18 protein-coding genes and 1 tRNA gene are annotated in these 16,897 nt (G+C 38.0%); 13 read left to right on the top strand and 6 right to left on the bottom strand.

Going from position 1 to position 16,897, the window contains the following annotated elements; all coding sequences use genetic code 11:
* The 7 genes from ACO1O5_RS05380 to ACO1O5_RS05350 form a co-directional block, all read left to right on the top strand.
* The coding region (locus ACO1O5_RS05380; protein ID WP_486268812.1) for a hypothetical protein at nucleotides 1-213 on the top strand (213 nt) is incomplete at its 5' end.
* Between the two features lie 472 nt (nucleotides 214-685).
* The gene (locus ACO1O5_RS05375) at nucleotides 686-1,267 is read left to right on the top strand and encodes a hypothetical protein (protein ID WP_486268811.1); all 582 of its coding nucleotides are present in this window, start codon (nucleotides 686-688) and stop codon (nucleotides 1,265-1,267) included.
* Between the two features lie 50 nt (nucleotides 1,268-1,317).
* A complete protein-coding gene (locus tag ACO1O5_RS05370; RefSeq protein WP_486268810.1) occupies nucleotides 1,318-1,647 on the top strand; it encodes a hypothetical protein in 330 nt (109 codons plus the stop codon).
* A gap of 14 nt (nucleotides 1,648-1,661) precedes the next feature.
* Nucleotides 1,662-2,558: a hypothetical protein gene (locus ACO1O5_RS05365; protein WP_486268809.1), complete on the top strand. Its 897-nt coding sequence runs from the start codon at nucleotides 1,662-1,664 to the stop codon at nucleotides 2,556-2,558.
* Nucleotides 2,559-2,563: 5 nt separating this feature from the next.
* Nucleotides 2,564-3,238 carry a response regulator transcription factor gene (locus ACO1O5_RS05360; protein ID WP_486268808.1) on the top strand — a complete coding sequence of 225 codons (675 nt, stop codon included), beginning with the start codon at nucleotides 2,564-2,566 and terminating at the stop codon, nucleotides 3,236-3,238.
* A 2-nt stretch (nucleotides 3,239-3,240) separates the two neighbouring features.
* Nucleotides 3,241-4,578: a sensor histidine kinase gene (locus ACO1O5_RS05355; RefSeq protein ID WP_486268807.1), complete on the top strand. Its 1,338-nt coding sequence runs from the start codon at nucleotides 3,241-3,243 to the stop codon at nucleotides 4,576-4,578.
* A gap of 830 nt (nucleotides 4,579-5,408) precedes the next feature.
* On the top strand, nucleotides 5,409-5,861 hold the full coding sequence (locus ACO1O5_RS05350) for a hypothetical protein (protein WP_486268806.1): 453 nt from the start codon (nucleotides 5,409-5,411) through the stop codon (nucleotides 5,859-5,861).
* 421 nt (nucleotides 5,862-6,282) lie between these two features.
* On the opposite strand, the gene ACO1O5_RS05345 is transcribed toward ACO1O5_RS05350, so the two are convergent.
* The 5 genes from ACO1O5_RS05345 to ACO1O5_RS05325 form a co-directional block, all read right to left on the bottom strand.
* Nucleotides 6,283-6,504 carry a hypothetical protein gene (locus tag ACO1O5_RS05345; protein ID WP_486268805.1) on the bottom strand — a complete coding sequence of 74 codons (222 nt, stop codon included), beginning with the start codon at nucleotides 6,502-6,504 and terminating at the stop codon, nucleotides 6,283-6,285.
* 61 nt (nucleotides 6,505-6,565) lie between these two features.
* A complete protein-coding gene (locus ACO1O5_RS05340) occupies nucleotides 6,566-6,937 on the bottom strand; it encodes a winged helix-turn-helix transcriptional regulator (RefSeq protein WP_486268804.1) in 372 nt (123 codons plus the stop codon).
* Between the two features lie 220 nt (nucleotides 6,938-7,157).
* Entirely contained in the window at nucleotides 7,158-7,925 is a 768-nt protein-coding gene (locus ACO1O5_RS05335) for a LytR/AlgR family response regulator transcription factor (protein ID WP_486268803.1), read from the bottom strand.
* Between the two features lie 2 nt (nucleotides 7,926-7,927).
* Nucleotides 7,928-8,947: a sensor histidine kinase gene (locus ACO1O5_RS05330; RefSeq protein ID WP_486268802.1), complete on the bottom strand. Its 1,020-nt coding sequence runs from the start codon at nucleotides 8,945-8,947 to the stop codon at nucleotides 7,928-7,930.
* 344 nt (nucleotides 8,948-9,291) lie between these two features.
* Entirely contained in the window at nucleotides 9,292-9,675 is a 384-nt protein-coding gene (locus tag ACO1O5_RS05325; RefSeq protein ID WP_486268801.1) for a RidA family protein, read from the bottom strand.
* Between the two features lie 862 nt (nucleotides 9,676-10,537).
* Between ACO1O5_RS05325 and ACO1O5_RS05320 the strand changes: the two genes are divergently transcribed.
* Nucleotides 10,538-10,993 carry a hypothetical protein gene (locus ACO1O5_RS05320; protein ID WP_486268800.1) on the top strand — a complete coding sequence of 152 codons (456 nt, stop codon included), beginning with the start codon at nucleotides 10,538-10,540 and terminating at the stop codon, nucleotides 10,991-10,993.
* Nucleotides 10,994-11,004: 11 nt separating this feature from the next.
* Nucleotides 11,005-12,156, top strand: a complete 1,152-nt coding sequence (locus ACO1O5_RS05315; protein ID WP_486268799.1) for a hypothetical protein — start codon at nucleotides 11,005-11,007, stop codon at nucleotides 12,154-12,156.
* Nucleotides 12,157-12,407: 251 nt separating this feature from the next.
* On the opposite strand, the gene ACO1O5_RS05310 is transcribed toward ACO1O5_RS05315, so the two are convergent.
* Nucleotides 12,408-12,478, bottom strand: a tRNA-Gln gene (locus ACO1O5_RS05310).
* Nucleotides 12,479-12,840: 362 nt separating this feature from the next.
* Here ACO1O5_RS05310 and msrA point away from each other — a divergent pair.
* From msrA to surE, 4 genes are all read left to right on the top strand, one after another.
* On the top strand, nucleotides 12,841-13,503 hold the full coding sequence (gene msrA / locus ACO1O5_RS05305) for a peptide-methionine (S)-S-oxide reductase MsrA (protein WP_486268798.1): 663 nt from the start codon (nucleotides 12,841-12,843) through the stop codon (nucleotides 13,501-13,503).
* Between the two features lie 102 nt (nucleotides 13,504-13,605).
* Nucleotides 13,606-15,435, top strand: coding sequence for a DUF4153 domain-containing protein (locus tag ACO1O5_RS05300; protein ID WP_486268797.1), 1,830 nt, complete (start codon nucleotides 13,606-13,608; stop codon nucleotides 15,433-15,435).
* A gap of 339 nt (nucleotides 15,436-15,774) precedes the next feature.
* Entirely contained in the window at nucleotides 15,775-16,233 is a 459-nt protein-coding gene (locus ACO1O5_RS05295; protein WP_486268796.1) for a hypothetical protein, read from the top strand.
* A 23-nt stretch (nucleotides 16,234-16,256) separates the two neighbouring features.
* A partial coding sequence (gene surE, locus ACO1O5_RS05290; RefSeq protein ID WP_486268795.1) for a 5'/3'-nucleotidase SurE occupies nucleotides 16,257-16,897 on the top strand: 641 nt, incomplete at its 3' end.

Raw genomic sequence — 16,897 nt, 5'->3', positions numbered from 1 at the left:
CATGGCAAACTTCTTGTGTTGCTTTCAAAAAAAATAATCATGAGCACAGGAACTAAAAACAAAACGAGCCCTGCCGCTTTCGGAGGAAATGAGGTGAAGAAAGAACCTACAGGAAAAGATAAAAAAAACAGGAACAACACCGGGCATGGAAAAGGCAGCACGAGGAAAAATGTTTCCAGGCATCCAACGACTGAGCCTAACCCTGAAGGCTAACCGAAGTAATCTTCGTTTGTGCCTCCTTAGGTACATTTTTTAATACCGTTAGCGTGGTAGCTAAATGCACCATCAATGCAGCGTGTTTTAAGGCTGCCGGGCACCTTACCACTAAAACTGAAGAAGTGAGCAGCAATAGAAAACCTATAACTTCAAAAGAATAAAAAATAGTCAATTACCAGGGTCCCCATCCCCGCCGTATTGTGCCCAACCGAAATATAGGTGCCCCCTCGCCGGAAACTGAGCAATATATCTGTCAACATCTGCTACTATAAGCCATCCAGTAAGAATACGTGCGGCAATCGATAATAATCTTAAGTGGGAATAATTGCCTGGGAGGAAAAATCGAAATTCAAGTTCCCAAAAAGAAATTCCCTTCAAAAAAATATATTCTTTTCCATTTTTCATCTTCCCTTCATGTTGGCAATATATGTTTGTTGCGTAATCATATTTAATCATTAAAAAACACTTTATGAAAATTACACTTTTATTCGCGGCAGTTCTTTTGATATCAACTGCCTCTTTCGCACAATCAGCTACTTCTGATGCAAACGCCCAGGCCACTGTTAAAGCGAATGCGGTGAGCACGGTAAACGACAAGGCAATGCGGGTCACTAAGAAAACAGAGAAAACTGTAAGCAACGGGAAGAAAGCAGCAACCGATCAGTCAAAAGGCAGCGTAAAAGCTGGAAAGAAAACTACGGCCCGTAACGCGAATGCTTCAGCCAGCTCACAAGCGGAATTGTCTTCAAATACAACAGGCGAAAGCAATAATTCAGGCAAAGATGCGTCTTTAAAAGAGCAGTCTTCAACTTCGGCCAGTACCGACGTTAACGTCAATTCCGAAGAAGTGAAAAACGGCGGCGAAAAAACTGAAAATGCAACTGCCAACGCATTGGTAAAAACCGGTGAACGCACAAAAGCAACCATGAAGTCAACGGATGAAAAGGTCGAAGCGAGAGGAACTGCAGTTAAGCAGTCTATTAAGCCGATGCCAGCATCCCTCAAAGTGAACACTCACATTGCAACGGGTGCAGGTATCAAGATTAAGTAAACAAAATATAAACAGATTTTTGCCGATTGGGCAAAAATCTGTTCTTTCAAATGACACGTAATTGCATTTTTAAATTTTTGACAGCATTGCTGGTTTTCATGACGGCAACGTCCTTTTGCTACGCTGGTGGCGGACTTCGTAAAGACTTTCCTCCTATTGCCAGCTACAAAGAATTACTATCCCTGCCGGTCGACACCATCCCGGCACCGGGAAAAATGCCGGAGGCAAAAACTGGCAACGGCCCAACGGTAACGACTATTAAAGAAGTGCCAAAAGCAAAAAAACAGGTTGCGCCGGTAGCAGTGCCTGTCCAGGTGAAAGTGAAGCCAATTAAGATCATTAAACCAAAAATCATTAGACCGGTCATTAAAATCAACTAAATTATTTTCTACCCATGAAACTTTTAATATGCCTGGCAATCGCCGGACTGATAACATTTCAGTGTGCAGGGCAAACAGCTAATCCTGCAACAAGCTCTCAAACAGATAGCACTCAGGACAACAAGCCCGACAGCGCTAAGCCCAAATCGACATTAACATTAGGCGCAGTTTATTGCATGAATGCTGATTATTACGGGCAGACAGCCCAAGAGAAATTGCCGTATGTTGCTGCTGCCGCAACGTACCACTTAAAATCGGGCATCTACTTCACAGCGCTTGCATATAAACTGGTAAACGATACCGGGAAAAGTATAGAATCCGCCTCTAACCTGGGTGCGGGTATAGACTTTAAGATCAGTAAAAAGCTATCCGCAGATATCAGTTACATTCATACTTTCTACCCGCGGTTTTCTCCTTTTTTGCAGGCAGGCAACCCGGACAATGCAAGCATTGCCCTTAGCTATGATGCATGGGTCAAACCATCAATCATTGCTGACTATTCCATTGGAAATACACCGGATATCTTTACTACTGCGGGAGTCAGCAAAACTGTCACACTTGGCAGCATCGGCAAAAAAGATGTTGTTACCATCACCCCTGCACTGAGTGTAGTTGGTGGCACACAGCATTTCTACCAGACATATATAACGCAGAAAAAACTGGCAGATAGCCTGCTGGGCATTCTCTTCACGCCTGTTACCGGCACCCAGGGGCCCGGCAGCAGTAGCTTCACGAAGGCAATCACCACATTCAATATTTTGTCATACAATTTCAAAATGCCACTGGATTATAACCGTGCCAATTACGTGGTGGAAGCAAGTTGCCTGCTCTCGATGTTGAGCAATAATACCGAGGCGGGCCCTGGAAAGATGAATTCATTTTTTAGTTTTAGTTTTTATTACCAGTTCTGAAGATTATGAAAGTGCTTATAGTTGAAGATGAGAAAAGAATAGCCGAAGAGATAGTCGCTTTCCTGGAGAAAGCACACTATCAATGCGATCATTCCGAAAGCGGAAAACAGGCCCGCCTGATGATGGGAGACAATGCTTATGATTTTATCCTTATCGATCTCGGACTTCCGGACTGCGATGGCCTGCAGGTGCTCAAAGAGGCAAAAAGCATTTGCACCCAGGCTTCCTATATCATATTAACGGCGCGTGGCGACCTGGATGATCGGATTAAGGGCCTTGATCTTGGAGCAGATGATTATTTGGCAAAACCATTCTCGTTGCTGGAATTGCAGTCGCGGATGATGGCGATCTCGCGAAGAAAATCGGGCATAAAGGATTCAATAATTGAAATTGGTGATTTCGCCGTCGATCTTCAAAAAAGAATCATTTCTCACGAGGAACAGGAAATACAGCTTTCGCGGAAAGAATTCGATCTGTTGAATTATATGCTGCTTCACCAGAACAGGCCTTTGACAAGGCTACAGCTCAGCGATCATATCTGGGGCAATTTTGCTGATGACGATTATGATTCTAATTTTATTGATGTTCATATAAAGAATATCCGCAAAAAGCTAACGCAGTATGCTCCAGCAGAATGGCTGCAAACCATCAGAGGTATAGGATACAAAATAAAAACCTGACCATGAGGCTGCTAACAAAACTCACTCTTCTCATCACATTTTCCAAACTGGCTGTCGTTATGTTGTTTGTTGCTTTGTTGCCGGTACTGGTGGGCGAAATTGCTTCCCGTTACACAAATATAAATTTGCAGGAGCAGAAGAAAAAAGTGTTGGAGATCATCAGCAAAAACGGGATAAATTATTACTTTGAGGGAGATTCAAGTTATGGCAGTTACACCATGCTGAAAGAAGAATATATCTCACTTGCATTATCGCCTGGTGCCAATGCGACTGATACCGTCGAAACTTCAAAACGGATCATTGAAAATGACACGCTCAATTATCGTGTTTTGATTCATGTATTCGATTACAAAAATAAAAGATACACACTTGAAATAGGAAAAACAGTCGCTTCGATTGGTGAGTACGACAGGTTACTGCAACGTTTTACTTTATATATTTTAATTGGCCTGATAGCAATTACGGTAATTATTGATTTGATATTCACCAACTACCTGATAAGGCCGCTTGGCACGATAATCAAAACAAAGCTTTTGCACCGGAAATTCCCTTTCAAAGAACATTTGATACCCATCAAAACAACTACAAGCGATTTTAAATATCTCGATCAATCGCTTATTGATTTAATAGGTAAGATCAAAGAAGCATTTGATAAAGAACGTGAGTTTACTTCTAATGCATCTCACGAATTGATGACACCCATCAGCATTCTCCAGACTAATATGGAAAATCTGATGATCAATTCTGAAAGGGATGAAGAGTTGCAGGAGAAGATAGCGGGCATGATGAAAACATTGAATCGCTTAAAAAAAATAGTTCATTCCCTCTTATTCATTTCACGCATTGAAAATGATCAGTTCATTATAACAAAGAAAGTGAATATTATTTCATTGATAAATGAGATGGCCGAAGAGCTCAACCTTCGCATGGAAGCAAAAAACATTGGGTTCACAATTGATGTATCTCAAAAAGTAGTGCTAAAAAACATTAATCATGATCTTCTTTTTCAGCTTATTTATAATTTGATCAATAACGCCATACGGTACAACAAAGAAGAGGGCCAAATAATAGTTTCGGATAATTTCATCCCCGGCAAATCTTATACCTTACTGATAAAAGATACAGGCATCGGGATACCCGAAAAAGACCTGGCAAATATATTTGACCGGTTCAGGAAAAGCGTACACAGCAATGAAGAGGGATATGGCCTGGGGCTTTATATTGTTAAAACAATTGCCCAATATTACGGTCTTCAGATTAATGTACAATCTCAGATCAGCGAAGGAACCGTTTTCAGTATCCTGTTTCCGGAGCAATTCCTATCTACAGCCAGCCAGTAAATTTTGTAGTCCCGAACAAGTCCGCTCATAATCTCAACTACATGGGTCTTAACTTACGCTGTTCCTGATAAAAAAGGAAGCAAACAGGATAAAATAAATCGTAAGTTCTTTCATAGACATTATTTAATCTACTATCATTTCTTCAGCTGCTAATTTTAGTTTATGAACAAAGAAGAACATTAAGAAAAAAACAAGTATTTTCACAATTGATGTGAGGGAAAAAAAACTTAATGCTGTTCGGTTAAAATTCCATAACAAGCCCTCTACTCGGCTTGCAATTATCAGTGAATTGCCTTGCAGGGCAACAAATAATCCTGCGGCTGCTCCATTTTCCTACTTCTTATTTTTAATCAAAAGGAGATTTTTTATAAGAGACCTGGAACACTTGTTGATAACAACAAAATAATTGTTCTTTTTGTAGCAGTTATTTCTTTAGTGGGTCCAATTCCCGCCGTTATTCTTTAAAAAATTATAGGAAGAAAAGTATACACGTTTCAAGGGAGATTAAGTCTTTGATATGCTATTCGAACTCGGTTAGTGATCAACGCTAACCAGCAGTTGTCCCATGTAGCCAAGAAAAGGCGGCAAGGAGCTCAACAATTTGATTACCGGTACAATGAGTAGCATTTCTCTTTACCAGGCTGAAATCGGTTTATTCCCGCTTGTCTTTCAATTCTGAATAAAAGCTTAAATAATATGTGAAGGAAAGTAAAACTTTATACACGTTGATTCCAATGTTACTGGATTCTGGAAATATAATTGGGATTTAGCTCCGGACATTTAATGCAACGTTTCCTTTAATCTTTGTGTCACAATAACAAAACTTGGGAATGCAAAAGTTATACTTGGTAATAGGATTTTCAATCCTGCTATTTTCCTGCAGGAAAAGTGATCCCGTGATGGCCTCAAACTGTAACAATTTGGCCGGAAGTATTATTGGCCACTGGGATCTTGTAGCCAACAGATTCTATTCGGTCCCTGGTAATCCAGATCCCAGCTGGCATCCAGTTGATAAGAGCAACGCCGTTACGATTGAATTCTCAACTGATTCTTCATTCAGCTATAATGCCAACTACAACTTCACTATGAATGATTATAACCGGTTTACCGTAATTGATTCAGCAGATTTCAGGATCTATCCTACAAGTCCGCCTCCAGGCGGGAATTTCCCCCACTATCCTTCAGTCTTTGTGAAAATGAATACCCCCAATGAAATTGTACTTACGTACATGGGAGTAGATGCCGGTGTGCAAGAAAAATATACCTACAATTGTTCTCCCTAATATTTGGTCCGCATCAATCTACTTTAGCCTGCTATAGTTCGGTGTGATTTGCATGAACAATAGCCGTATAAATACACGAATGCCGGCCTGTTAGAAGGTGCATGCAAAAATGAAGGTTTCAACGGAGAGTCTGATATTCATCTACCGAAACATCCAAAAAAAAGCAGGAATAGCTATTTATGTAATGTAATCCTCGAAATAGTATTTGCTTTGAAAAATGGAGCTGTTAACGGGAGTAATCCATACCATCCTTCGAAAGATGCACGCCGTTACCTTTAATCTTACTTAGAGTTACCTGGATAAAGAATTGTCCATAAGTGGAAGCTTTTACCATGATCCATTCAGTGAAGCAACGAACACCAGTTCGCTTTTATACCATTTACTCAATATAATGGCGCAGATTGCTGTCATTTGTAATTCATCATCCATCGCTGGTAAAAGCTTCCGCTTCTTTGCACCCGAATACACTTATATCTTTAGGATCATGATTATACATCGCAACATTTGGAGCCCCAAAAAAATGAAAATAGCTATTTAATACGTGATGTGTTGTGAAAAGGTACCCTTCAAAAAAAGGAGGTTTCAAAGGGGAGGATTTAGTACCACCAACATGACCATGCGCACCTGACAATTTAAAAGTCATATTAACTGAAGGTGTACCGGGATTTTATCCGGAATTTTGCACTGGGATAAACGGCAACATTTTATAGTAGCTCAGTAATTTTTTGATTCCATTCACTATCGGGATGAAGGGTGTGTTTGTTTTCCTTTAAAAACTGTAGGCCCCACTCGCGTAACACTGCTAAGCCAGGTAATAAGGTCCTACCCCAATCAGTTAATTCATACTCCACCCTCGGAGGTGTTTCATTGTAGGCTCTGCGACTAATCAGGTTATCCTCTTCCATTTCATTAAGTTGTTCTGTAAGTACCCTGGTCGAGATGTCTGGGATAACTGATAGAATATCCTTAAAACGCAACGGTTTTTTTTGTAAATGCCAAAGAAGTAACGGTTTCCAGTGCCCGTCTATCATACGTAAATAAGCAGTAACAGGACACCTTATAGGATATTTTTTCATTTGTCTGTATTATAATTTTTCAATACTTACGAATATAAAGTAATTATCTTTGAATTTCCTAATTTTATAACACACTTTTTTCCCCCTTAAAAAAGCTAGGTTGCGATATGAGAATATTCTGTGAGAATTATTTATACAGCAGTGCGGCAATCATTGTGGTTTGCCGGGATTTATTGATCTAATTCTGGAGGCCCAAATGATACGGTTCAGACAAAAAACCTTATGCATCATGCATCCACTTTCTGAACGCCGGCGCAGTTTCCTGGCTGATGACAATAGAATGATTTATTTCAGGAATGGTAATATCGATCAGCAGCTTCACTTTTTCAAAAGCCTTAAAGCTTTTTACATAATTGATATTGACAATATGCTGGCGGTTTACACGAAAGAAAGTAGTATCGTCTAATTCTTCTTCCAACTCACTTAATATTTTATCTGAAATATATTTTTTTGAACAATTATCTATTACATACACGAGTTTGTTTTCGGTATACATTAAAGCAACATCTTCCAACCGTAAGGCAATATTTTCCAGGCCCTTTTTTACAAGCAATCTTGTTTTCTTTCTTTTATTAACGAATTTCAAAAGGTTCTCAACAGGCATATTTGCATTGGTATGAGAAAAATGCTCCCGCAGCATACTGTATTTCAGCAGGGATTTTTCAAGATCGGGTGTGTCAACCGGTTTCAGCAAGTAGTCGATACCGTTATTCTCAAATGCCATCATCATATAATCATCATAGCCTGTTATAAAAATTACAGGAGACTGAACACCGGTCTGCCTGAATATGTCGAAAGATAAACCATCCGTTAACTGAACATCACTAAATATTATATCCGCTTCGGGGTGTTCTGTTATATACTCTATGCTTTCTTTCACGGACTTCAACCTGGCTTGTATATTTACCGGCGTTGATACTTGGGAAAGTTTTTTTACCAGCACTTCCATTGCCGGTTTTTCGTCTTCAATAATAAGGGCGTTAAGCATGGCTACAGGTTTGATTTAATTAATGGGAGTTTTACAGTGAATTCGTTATCTGTTGTTTCTATAAGTATATCTTTATTGCATACAAGCCTGTAACGGGAACTAAGATTACGCAGGCCTATGCCGGTTGAATTAACCACGTAAGGCTTAGCCTTTTTATTGTTCTTTACGTGTATATATTCCCCATTCAGAATAACTTTTATGTACAAAGGATCTGCATCGGTAAACTCGTTGTGCTTAATTGCATTCTCAACAAGAAGGTGCAAAGCATAAGGCAATATCATCAGGGTACCTTCATGATGACTACTGAGGTCCGTTGATAAATGAAGTTTATTATCGTGCCGCACCTGCAACATAAAAAAATAGTTCTCTATAAATTCAAGCTCTCCCTGCAGGGTAATCAATTCCCTGTCTTTGTTGATCAAAAAATATTTATATACAGAAGCAAGCTTGGCGTTAAACTCATGAGCTGTTTGGGGATCATTCAGTATAAGATAAGAAAGTATATTAAGAGAATTGAAAATAAAATGTGGCTCCAGTTCATTTTTTAGAACCGACATTTCTGCCCTGGACCGCTCCCAATCGAGCTGGTCAACGATCTTTGTATAAAGGACCCGCTGTGTACTTAGAAACAATATTTCATAAAGGAGCGTAAATAATAAAACTGCCAAAGAAGAAAAAGCAACGCATTTGAATACAGGAGACCAGTTAAAGTTTTCTTTTGATATTCTATACCAGGCAATGGAAAATATGCCTGAAATAGCGGTCCCGAATAATCCTCCTATTAAAGAAACAGAAAAGACTTTGGCGACAGGGTTACGAAAGGTCCTGGATAAAAAACGGGTTTTGCGGTGCACCCAGCTTGCTCCTGTCCAGAGGCAATAAGAAAGTAAAATATAATATAAGTTTATTGCGATTAACTCCATGACTGAGTATTGGATATATGATATAATTCCTGAAAAAAAAGGAATCACTATTCCCAGCAATGGAATAAACACCAATCGCAAATATTTATCCTTGATCATAGCAGCCCTGGTTAAGATTCAATTAAAAAAACGTGGATTTCAATACGTCAACCATGAATTCCATATCAATTGGCCCTCTCGGTGAAGCATAACAGGTATATCGCTTTCGGACTGCCTGTTTTTGACTGACCGACCGAGGACAAAACGATCTGTGCGCGGCTCTGCCAGGTCCGGATAATAAAGGTCATAGCTGAAATTTTCATTATCCAGTTCCAGGAATCTCTGAAATCTGTCAGCTTTGGAAAAGCCGGGATTTTCCCGCGCGAGATGGACGGCACGACCAAGTTTGGTCTTCAAGGCAGCTGGCTGATCTTTCAGCAAAGTAAATGTAACTACAGGCATAATCAGTTTTCGGTTAAGGCGGTGATAGTCATTTCAACATTAGCTTTTAACGGCAGTTCTAAAACCGCGATACAGGTCCTTGTCGGATAATAGCTTTGAAAGTAGGTTTTATAAATATCGTTAAGGCGTCCAAAATTCCCCATGTCTTTTAAATAAACAGTAACGCACAGGATATTGTCCAACGTCAGCTTTTGTTCAGACAGTACCGCATCAATATTTTTAAATATCTGCCTTACCTCGAGATCAAAATCATCGGCCAGTTTACCGCCCTGGTCAATTCCCACCTGGCCTGATAAGAATAAAAAACCGTTGGCTTTTACGCCTGTGCTGAAAGGCCCCGGTGAAACAGCTAATTTAGCTGATTGTATAGATTCAATTTTCTTCATTAGTTTATTTTATAAAGTTTTAATAGTTACAAATATAAAGTAATTATTTTTAAATTTCCAAATTTTCCTTATAATTCTGGCACATGCAAATTTATATTCTGACAACTGCGTATAGCGGTTTGGGTTACCAGCTACCTTCCAGGTCTCAGTACCTGAGCTGGTCTAAAGAGTATTTTTTTTTGATAAGTAGTTATTATAGTTGAAACTTGTACCAACAGAATCAATGAAATCGATAACGTAAAATAAAAAGCACATTGGCTATATAGCATTGCATCTGTGTAGAAGATTCCGCATAATCCCAATGACTTTTATAGTCAGCGTACAACAGACGATAAAAAGTGGTTCTCTCGCATATATTCGCTCGTATCTCTTCTGTAAATGATTCAAGACAAATAGGATGATCCACAACTTTCTTCCAAAAAGATGAGTACCATAGTTGTAAATTCTTTAATAGTTGTTGTAGGATAGAATAATCTCTTTAATATATAATAGAGAACGGGTGGCATAAATAGCAATAAATTCCTCTAAAACCATCTATAGATAAGCTTCTTGAGGGAATACACCACGAAAAATAGTTTGGGATTTTTCCTAAGAAACAGGGCAAAAAAGACAAGTAAATTGGGATTTTTCCCAAGAAATTTCGGTATATTATAATAAAGGGTGATAAAAAGGATGGTTATTAAGATCATCTTATTTTTTACCCAGAAACATAACAAAAAAGTGCGCTGGCCCTAATAAAAACACTATGAGCTCAACTTTTTGTTATACTAATGCTGAAACTAATTAACCTTAAAAAAATACAAAACCCCTGAAAACTTCATCAATAATTATCCCAGGCGGTACCAATTACTTATCTGATGCATTGAAGGAATTGCCGGTAAACTGGTTATTTAACAAAGGGGTCACGGGATGCGGCGGAACAACTATTGCTCTCACTAATGATACCCCTACAGTGATATGTGTGCCATATGTTAGCCTGGCAGATAACAAGTCAATTCAATCCAAAAATAATAAAAACCTATACGCACAGGAAGTATTTGCGGTACATGGAAGCATTACGGCCAAAGAGTTCTCAAGTTACCTGCAGAGGGCAACAGTCCCAAAGATAATGGTGACCTACGATAGCTTATTACGTGTTATGGAACAAATCAAACCTTCGGATTATTTTATTCTGATTGATGAATACCATTGTTTGTTCACACATTTCAGTTACCGAAAGAAAGCAGCACTCGTTGTCTTGAACAACTACAAAGCATTTAATAGTTTCACGTTTATGACCGCCAACCGGTATATGAAGAATTTACACTGGAAGAATTAAAAGACGTGGATGTGGTAAATGCCGCCTGGGAAGAAAGCTTGCCGGTGAAAGTTAAAATAGTGAAGTGCAAAAACGGAATTGAAAAGACAATCAAAAACCAGATAGATGGGATACTTAAAGGGACTTATGAGGGTAATTATTACTTTTTTGTAAACTCAGACGGGTTTATGAAAAAAATGATAACCAATTGTAAACTCACCAACCAAAATTGCCGGGTAATTTATTCTGAAAATAATGAGACGGTACTTCCAATTTCGAGGGGCAAGGCCACAGATGAGCCAAAGAAAATAAACTTCATAACCTCCTGTGCTTTTGAAGGATCAGATTTCTATGATGAGAACGGTAAAATAGTTATTGTGTCCGATGGCAATAACCCTAATACGCTCGTAGATATTTCAACTCAATTTCTACAAATAAGCGGCAGGATCCGAAATTCCCAATACCGGGGACTAATTTATCATGTCGTAAGCAGAACCCGTTATTCAGAAAAGCTGTCCTACACCCAATTTAAAAAAAGGATGGAAACCGATATCAAAGATGAACAATCAATGGTTGCAGACTTAGGTCGTATGGAAAATCCTGACAACAGGATAAATGCTGCTGCGGCATTGGATCTGAGATTTTTCCAAGTGGACAAAGATTCAAAAACAATTACATCCGATTTAAACGCATCAAAAATCGATTTATACAATTACCGTATCCTGAATGAAGATTATATTTCATTGACCATCCTTCGTAAACAATATGAAAAAAATAATATTTGTGTAGATAAGTGGATTTTTAATGCTGCCAAAACGGAATTAATACCAATGGATGATATTACCAATTTTGAAGAGACAGTAAAAGAATTAAAAATCATTAGTGAATATAAGCCAGGCACGATTGGCAATTATTGTTATCCAGCTTATAAAGCAGCGGCGCTGAAAACTTATGATTTCATTGAAGATGCGATAACCCTTTTGGGATTCGATGGAATAGAGAAGTTAAAATATAAATTAAGCGATATAAAAAGAAAAATCGTTCAACTATCGCCCAGGACATCTGAAACGGCAGATGTGGCCCGGATTGCAAAATTATTCCGGATTAACACTAACTTTTCTACCGGAAGTGTTCTTACCTGCGATTATATAAAGAAGACAAGGACAAGATTTAAGAATGAGTAGTTTGATTAAAATTGTAAGCGCCTTCAATATTTCTTTAAAAGAATTTTTCAGTGAGGGATTCCACTAACTTTTAAAATTGTTTGCCCTACAAGTTACGATTGGAAAAATCAAATATTCTTGGCGGAAGTTTTAAAAAATCGAATTTAATGATGTCATATGTTCCCCGCGTTCCTATCCGTCCCCTGTAATGTCCCCTCTAAACAAAAAAAATCTTGAAAGCTAATGCCATCAAGACTTTATAATTAAATCCGTTACCCGACCTGGATTCGAACCAAGACAAGCAGAATCAGAATCTGCGGTACTACCGTTATACTATCGGGCATTGATAATGCAAATATAAGAGTTGTATTATTTCTTTTAAAATCCCCCTTGCAGGATTTATATTAAACACTAAGTGTAGTAAATGAATCGGGAAAAAATTTCCATGTAGGTACAATCATTTGTAACCAGATCCTTTTTAGATGAGGGCATTCAACGATTATTAACAGGAATGTAGTAACAAGCCGGCTCAAAACTTTTATTTTTGCATTGTAGTTTCCTATTGTAACAGGCGGCGTGGGGAAACAAGGCGATTCAATTGAAGTTGTAATTACAAACTTAAATTGCCTTATGTCAAAATTTGTTTCTCACTTTTCTTTAACAACTCTTCCTGTTATTAACACGTATATCTGTAAAATTATGAACATGAAATCTCTTGGTATTTTGTTTATTACATCTGCATTAATGGTAGCACTTACATCATGTGCTCAAAGGTCCGATAACAAGCCTTTTCAAACGGCTGATAAAAAGCAGGATCTTTCTAAATACAGTAAAGCCTATTTTGCCGCCGGCTGTTTCTGGCATGAAGAGGCTTTATTTGAAAGTGTGAAAGGTGTAAAGGAAGCTGTTTCGGGCTATGCAGGCGGAACCACTTCCAATCCGACGTACGAAGAAGTTGCCACCGGAAACACCGGTCATGCAGAAAGTGTAGAAGTGTATTATGATCCTTCACAGATTAGCTATGAAACATTGCTAAATGTATATTTCGCCGGCCAAAACCCTACGCAGGTAAATGGACAGGGACCTGATTTGGGAACGGAATATCGCTCTATAGCTTTTTATACAAACGATGCGGAGAAAAAAGCAATAGAACAAAAGATTCAGCAAATGAATGCTTCCGGAAAATATAAATCGCCCATTGCTGCACAGGTTGTGCCTTTGAAAAAGTTTTGGGCTGCTGAAGACTATCACCAGGATTTCATTGCTCACAATCCCAACCAGGGATACGTTCAAGCGGTATCAATTCCCGAAATAAGAGAATTTCAAAAAGAATATCCGCAATTGATTAAGCCTGATCACAAGTTTTAGGTACTTTTCGATAGTATTTTTTTATAAGCATAGTTAAATAAATTCATCATCTTTAGTTCACCAAAAAAGATGCGATTGAATATTTTTTAACAAATGCCTATTATGAGATTACCCTCGCTTGATTCTCTTATAACAAAAACGTTTTTCACTTTTAGGAGATTTCCATTTGCTTTAGCCGCCGCGACATGCGGTTGCATATACTGTGTATTGTTTGTAAACCTGCGTTACGACGTGGAGAAATCGCATTACTATTATACCAACATTATAATGAGTTGCTATTTAGGAATGCTGTTGTTTATTGCATTGCAAATTTATATTGAGCAAAAAAAATTAAAGTTTATAACAGGTATTGCGTTAAAACTATTATCAGTTGGTATAATCATTTGCTACTATTTTACATTGCCCGAAAAGTTCATGGTTATTAGTTTTACGAGGTTTTCACTATTTATTATAGCATTACATTTATTAATTGCATTTGTTCCATTTACCTATAAAGGCGGGTTGAACGGTTTCTGGCAATACAATAAAATTATTTTCTTAAGAATACTAATTTCGGGCTTATATACAATTGTTCTTTACCTGGGCCTTGCATTGGCTCTTCTTGCCATCGAAAAATTATTTAATGTCAATGTCAACAGTAAACTATATACTGACCTATGGATATGGTTAGCCGGAATTTTCAATACCTGGTTTTTCCTGGCGGGAATTCCTTTAAATTTCCCGGAACTTGATTTAAAAACGGGTTATCCAAAGGGATTAAATATTTTTACCCAATACATATTGTTGCCGCTTGTAAGTATATACCTGCTTATTCTCTATGCGTACATGTTTAAGATCATCATTACTGCACAATGGCCTGTAGGATGGGTTTCCTATCTCGTGATAGGCTTTTCCGTTGGTGGCATTTTATCATTGCTGCTTATATACCCGGTTCGCAATGATGAAAATAATAAATGGATTTTAATATTCTCCCGCTTTTTCTATTTCGCTTTATTTCCTTTAATCATTTTATTATTTCTTGCAGTTAAAAGAAGAATAAATGATTATGGAATAACCGAGCAACGATATTTTATTCTGGTGCTTGCCCTTTGGCTTTTATTTATAGCAGTCTATTTTCTTGTTTCAAAATCAAAAAACATTAAACTCATTCCGGTTTCTCTTTTTATTCTTACCGTGGCAGCATCCTTTGGACCATGGGGAGCGTTCTATGTTTCTTTGGCCAGCCAGGAAAGTCACCTGGAATCCCTACTTGGTAAATATTCAATGCTTTATAACAAGAAGATTACAGAGGCAAGAGATTCTATAGCTTTTACAGATCATAAACAAATCAGTTCCATCATCAACTACCTGGTGGAGGTTCATGGATACAAAACATTGCAGCCCTATTTTGCACAAAATCTTGATTCTTTATTTAAAAATATGCAGGATGATTATGACTATACTAAGGTGAAAGAGATTCACAGGCTGATGAAAATTTCTTATGTGGCAGAATATCAAACAGGGCCAAATGAAAATGAAAATACTTATGTGGAGTTTTATCCAAAATCAACCAACAACATCTTTGCAATAAAGGGATACGACTATTTTATCGCAAATTATAACCCTTATATCTCCGAAGCCAATGACACAATTTGCAACTCTTACCTGCTGGAGAAAAATTGGATTTCAGTTTGCTTTAACCCTAAGAATAAAAATATTGTTATTACGACGACAAAAGATTCATCCTTAACATTCAATGTATCCTCACTATTGAACTCATTGCAAAAGAAGTACGGTGATAACAGATCGGTTCCGGCGAATGAAATGATTTTAAGTTCTGAAAACACTTACCTGAGGGCAAAAATTATTTTCAATTCAATTCATTTTGAAAATAACAATAACGAAAATTTACATTTAGGATTTAATGCGACAATTTTTGTGAAAGAAGAATAGATTGCTTTCTTAACTCCTGATGCAAAACAATATGCCAGTACATCATAAATCGCCGGAAATATATCCCCAATACTTTGCATAATAACCAATAATTGTGTTCAAAATTATTCTTATTTGAAAGTTAGCGTTCATCCAGGTGTCAGGCCATTCAAGCAAACTTTCAGTTTCAATATTCCGTCTAAGTGGCCAGCCCCCTTTATGCTTTATACCTTATACCTGATGCCGCAAACGTTATCCATTATACAACGCAACATATACCTTTTACCTTGTAACTTCTCCCTTTTACCCAATGCCTCTTCCCTAATCTCCAATACCTTATTTTTGCAAAAAAATTAATTTATGCAGGCATTACTTGTAATACACAATCTATTAAGATGGGTGATTATTATTTTTGGCTTCTGGACTGTAATAAGCGCCGTTAGTGGGCTTTCGGGGAAAAAAGTATTCACACCCTCAGATGGAAGAAGTAATTTCTTTTTCATGTTGGGCATGGATATTCAATTGCTGGTGGGCCTCGGGCTTTACTTCAGTGGAGTTTGGTTCGACCAGTTAAAACATCTCGGTGATGCAATGAAAGACGCCAATCTTCGCTTCTTTACAATGGAACATGAAGTAATGATGATAATTGCATGGGTGTTGGTGCATGTGGGAAGGGTAATGGTTAAGAAAGCTCCGCTCTCTTCTGCAAAATTTAAGAAAAGCCTTATTTTTTTTGGAATTGCTTTGTTGTTAATACTAATTGCCACACCGTGGCCGTTCAGAGAAGCAGTAGCAAGACCATGGTTCAGGTGGTTTTAGAATAAAAAATTGAAAATTCAAAAATGATTGACGAGCAGAAAGAGAGACCAATAATCCTTATAACAAATGATGATGGCATAACCGCACCGGGTATACGCAATTTGGTTGAAGCGGTGAAAGACCTTGGTAAAGTAGTAGTAGTAGCCCCCGATAAACCTCAAAGTGGCATGGGACACGCCATTACAATTGGCGTTCCTTTAAGACTGAATAAAGTTGAGGATATGTTTGAAGGTGTTGAATCGTGGCAAACGAGCGGCACACCGGTTGATTGCGTGAAGCTTGCCGTAGATAAAATATTACACCGCAAACCCGATATTTGCCTTAGTGGCATTAACCACGGAGCCAACCATTCTATAAACGTTATTTATTCCGGAACGATGAGCGCCGCCATGGAAGCATCTATTGAAAGCATTCCGTCTATTGGTTTTTCGTTATTAGATTATAGGTTCGAGGCTGACTTTACCGCTGCAAAATTTTACGTACATAAAATAGTACAGAGCCTGCTGAAAACAAAAATGCATAAGCATCTTTTATTAAATGTGAATATACCCTCGGTCCCCTTGAATGAAATGAATGGGATAAAAGTATCGAAACAGGCGTATGCAAAATATGATGAAGATTTTGATGAACGTCTTGACCCGCATGGGAAAAAATATTACTGGCT

It is taken from the genome of Ginsengibacter sp. (assembly GCF_057362405.1).
Note: the sequence above shows the minus strand (reverse complement) of the source record. Positions and strands in the feature narration are given on the sequence as shown.

Excerpts from the sequence above, each read along its gene's own strand:
- ACO1O5_RS05330 (WP_486268802.1), bottom strand. The coding sequence starts at position 8,947 with ATGATCAAGGATAAATATTTGCGATTGGTGTTTATTCCATTGCTGGGA.
- ACO1O5_RS05345 (WP_486268805.1), bottom strand. The coding sequence starts at position 6,504 with ATGACTTTTAAATTGTCAGGTGCGCATGGTCATGTTGGTGGTACTAAA.
- ACO1O5_RS05360 (WP_486268808.1), top strand. The coding sequence starts at position 2,564 with ATGAAAGTGCTTATAGTTGAAGATGAGAAAAGAATAGCCGAAGAGATA.
- ACO1O5_RS05300 (WP_486268797.1), top strand. The coding sequence starts at position 13,606 with ATGAGATTACCCTCGCTTGATTCTCTTATAACAAAAACGTTTTTCACT.
- ACO1O5_RS05370 (WP_486268810.1), top strand. The coding sequence starts at position 1,318 with ATGACACGTAATTGCATTTTTAAATTTTTGACAGCATTGCTGGTTTTC.
- ACO1O5_RS05335 (WP_486268803.1), bottom strand. The coding sequence starts at position 7,925 with ATGCTTAACGCCCTTATTATTGAAGACGAAAAACCGGCAATGGAAGTG.
- msrA (WP_486268798.1), top strand. The coding sequence starts at position 12,841 with ATGAAATCTCTTGGTATTTTGTTTATTACATCTGCATTAATGGTAGCA.
- ACO1O5_RS05325 (WP_486268801.1), bottom strand. The coding sequence starts at position 9,675 with ATGAAGAAAATTGAATCTATACAATCAGCTAAATTAGCTGTTTCACCG.
- ACO1O5_RS05355 (WP_486268807.1), top strand. The coding sequence starts at position 3,241 with ATGAGGCTGCTAACAAAACTCACTCTTCTCATCACATTTTCCAAACTG.
- ACO1O5_RS05350 (WP_486268806.1), top strand. The coding sequence starts at position 5,409 with ATGCAAAAGTTATACTTGGTAATAGGATTTTCAATCCTGCTATTTTCC.
- ACO1O5_RS05340 (WP_486268804.1), bottom strand. The coding sequence starts at position 6,937 with ATGAAAAAATATCCTATAAGGTGTCCTGTTACTGCTTATTTACGTATG.
- ACO1O5_RS05375 (WP_486268811.1), top strand. The coding sequence starts at position 686 with ATGAAAATTACACTTTTATTCGCGGCAGTTCTTTTGATATCAACTGCC.
- ACO1O5_RS05295 (WP_486268796.1), top strand. The coding sequence starts at position 15,775 with ATGCAGGCATTACTTGTAATACACAATCTATTAAGATGGGTGATTATT.
- ACO1O5_RS05365 (WP_486268809.1), top strand. The coding sequence starts at position 1,662 with ATGAAACTTTTAATATGCCTGGCAATCGCCGGACTGATAACATTTCAG.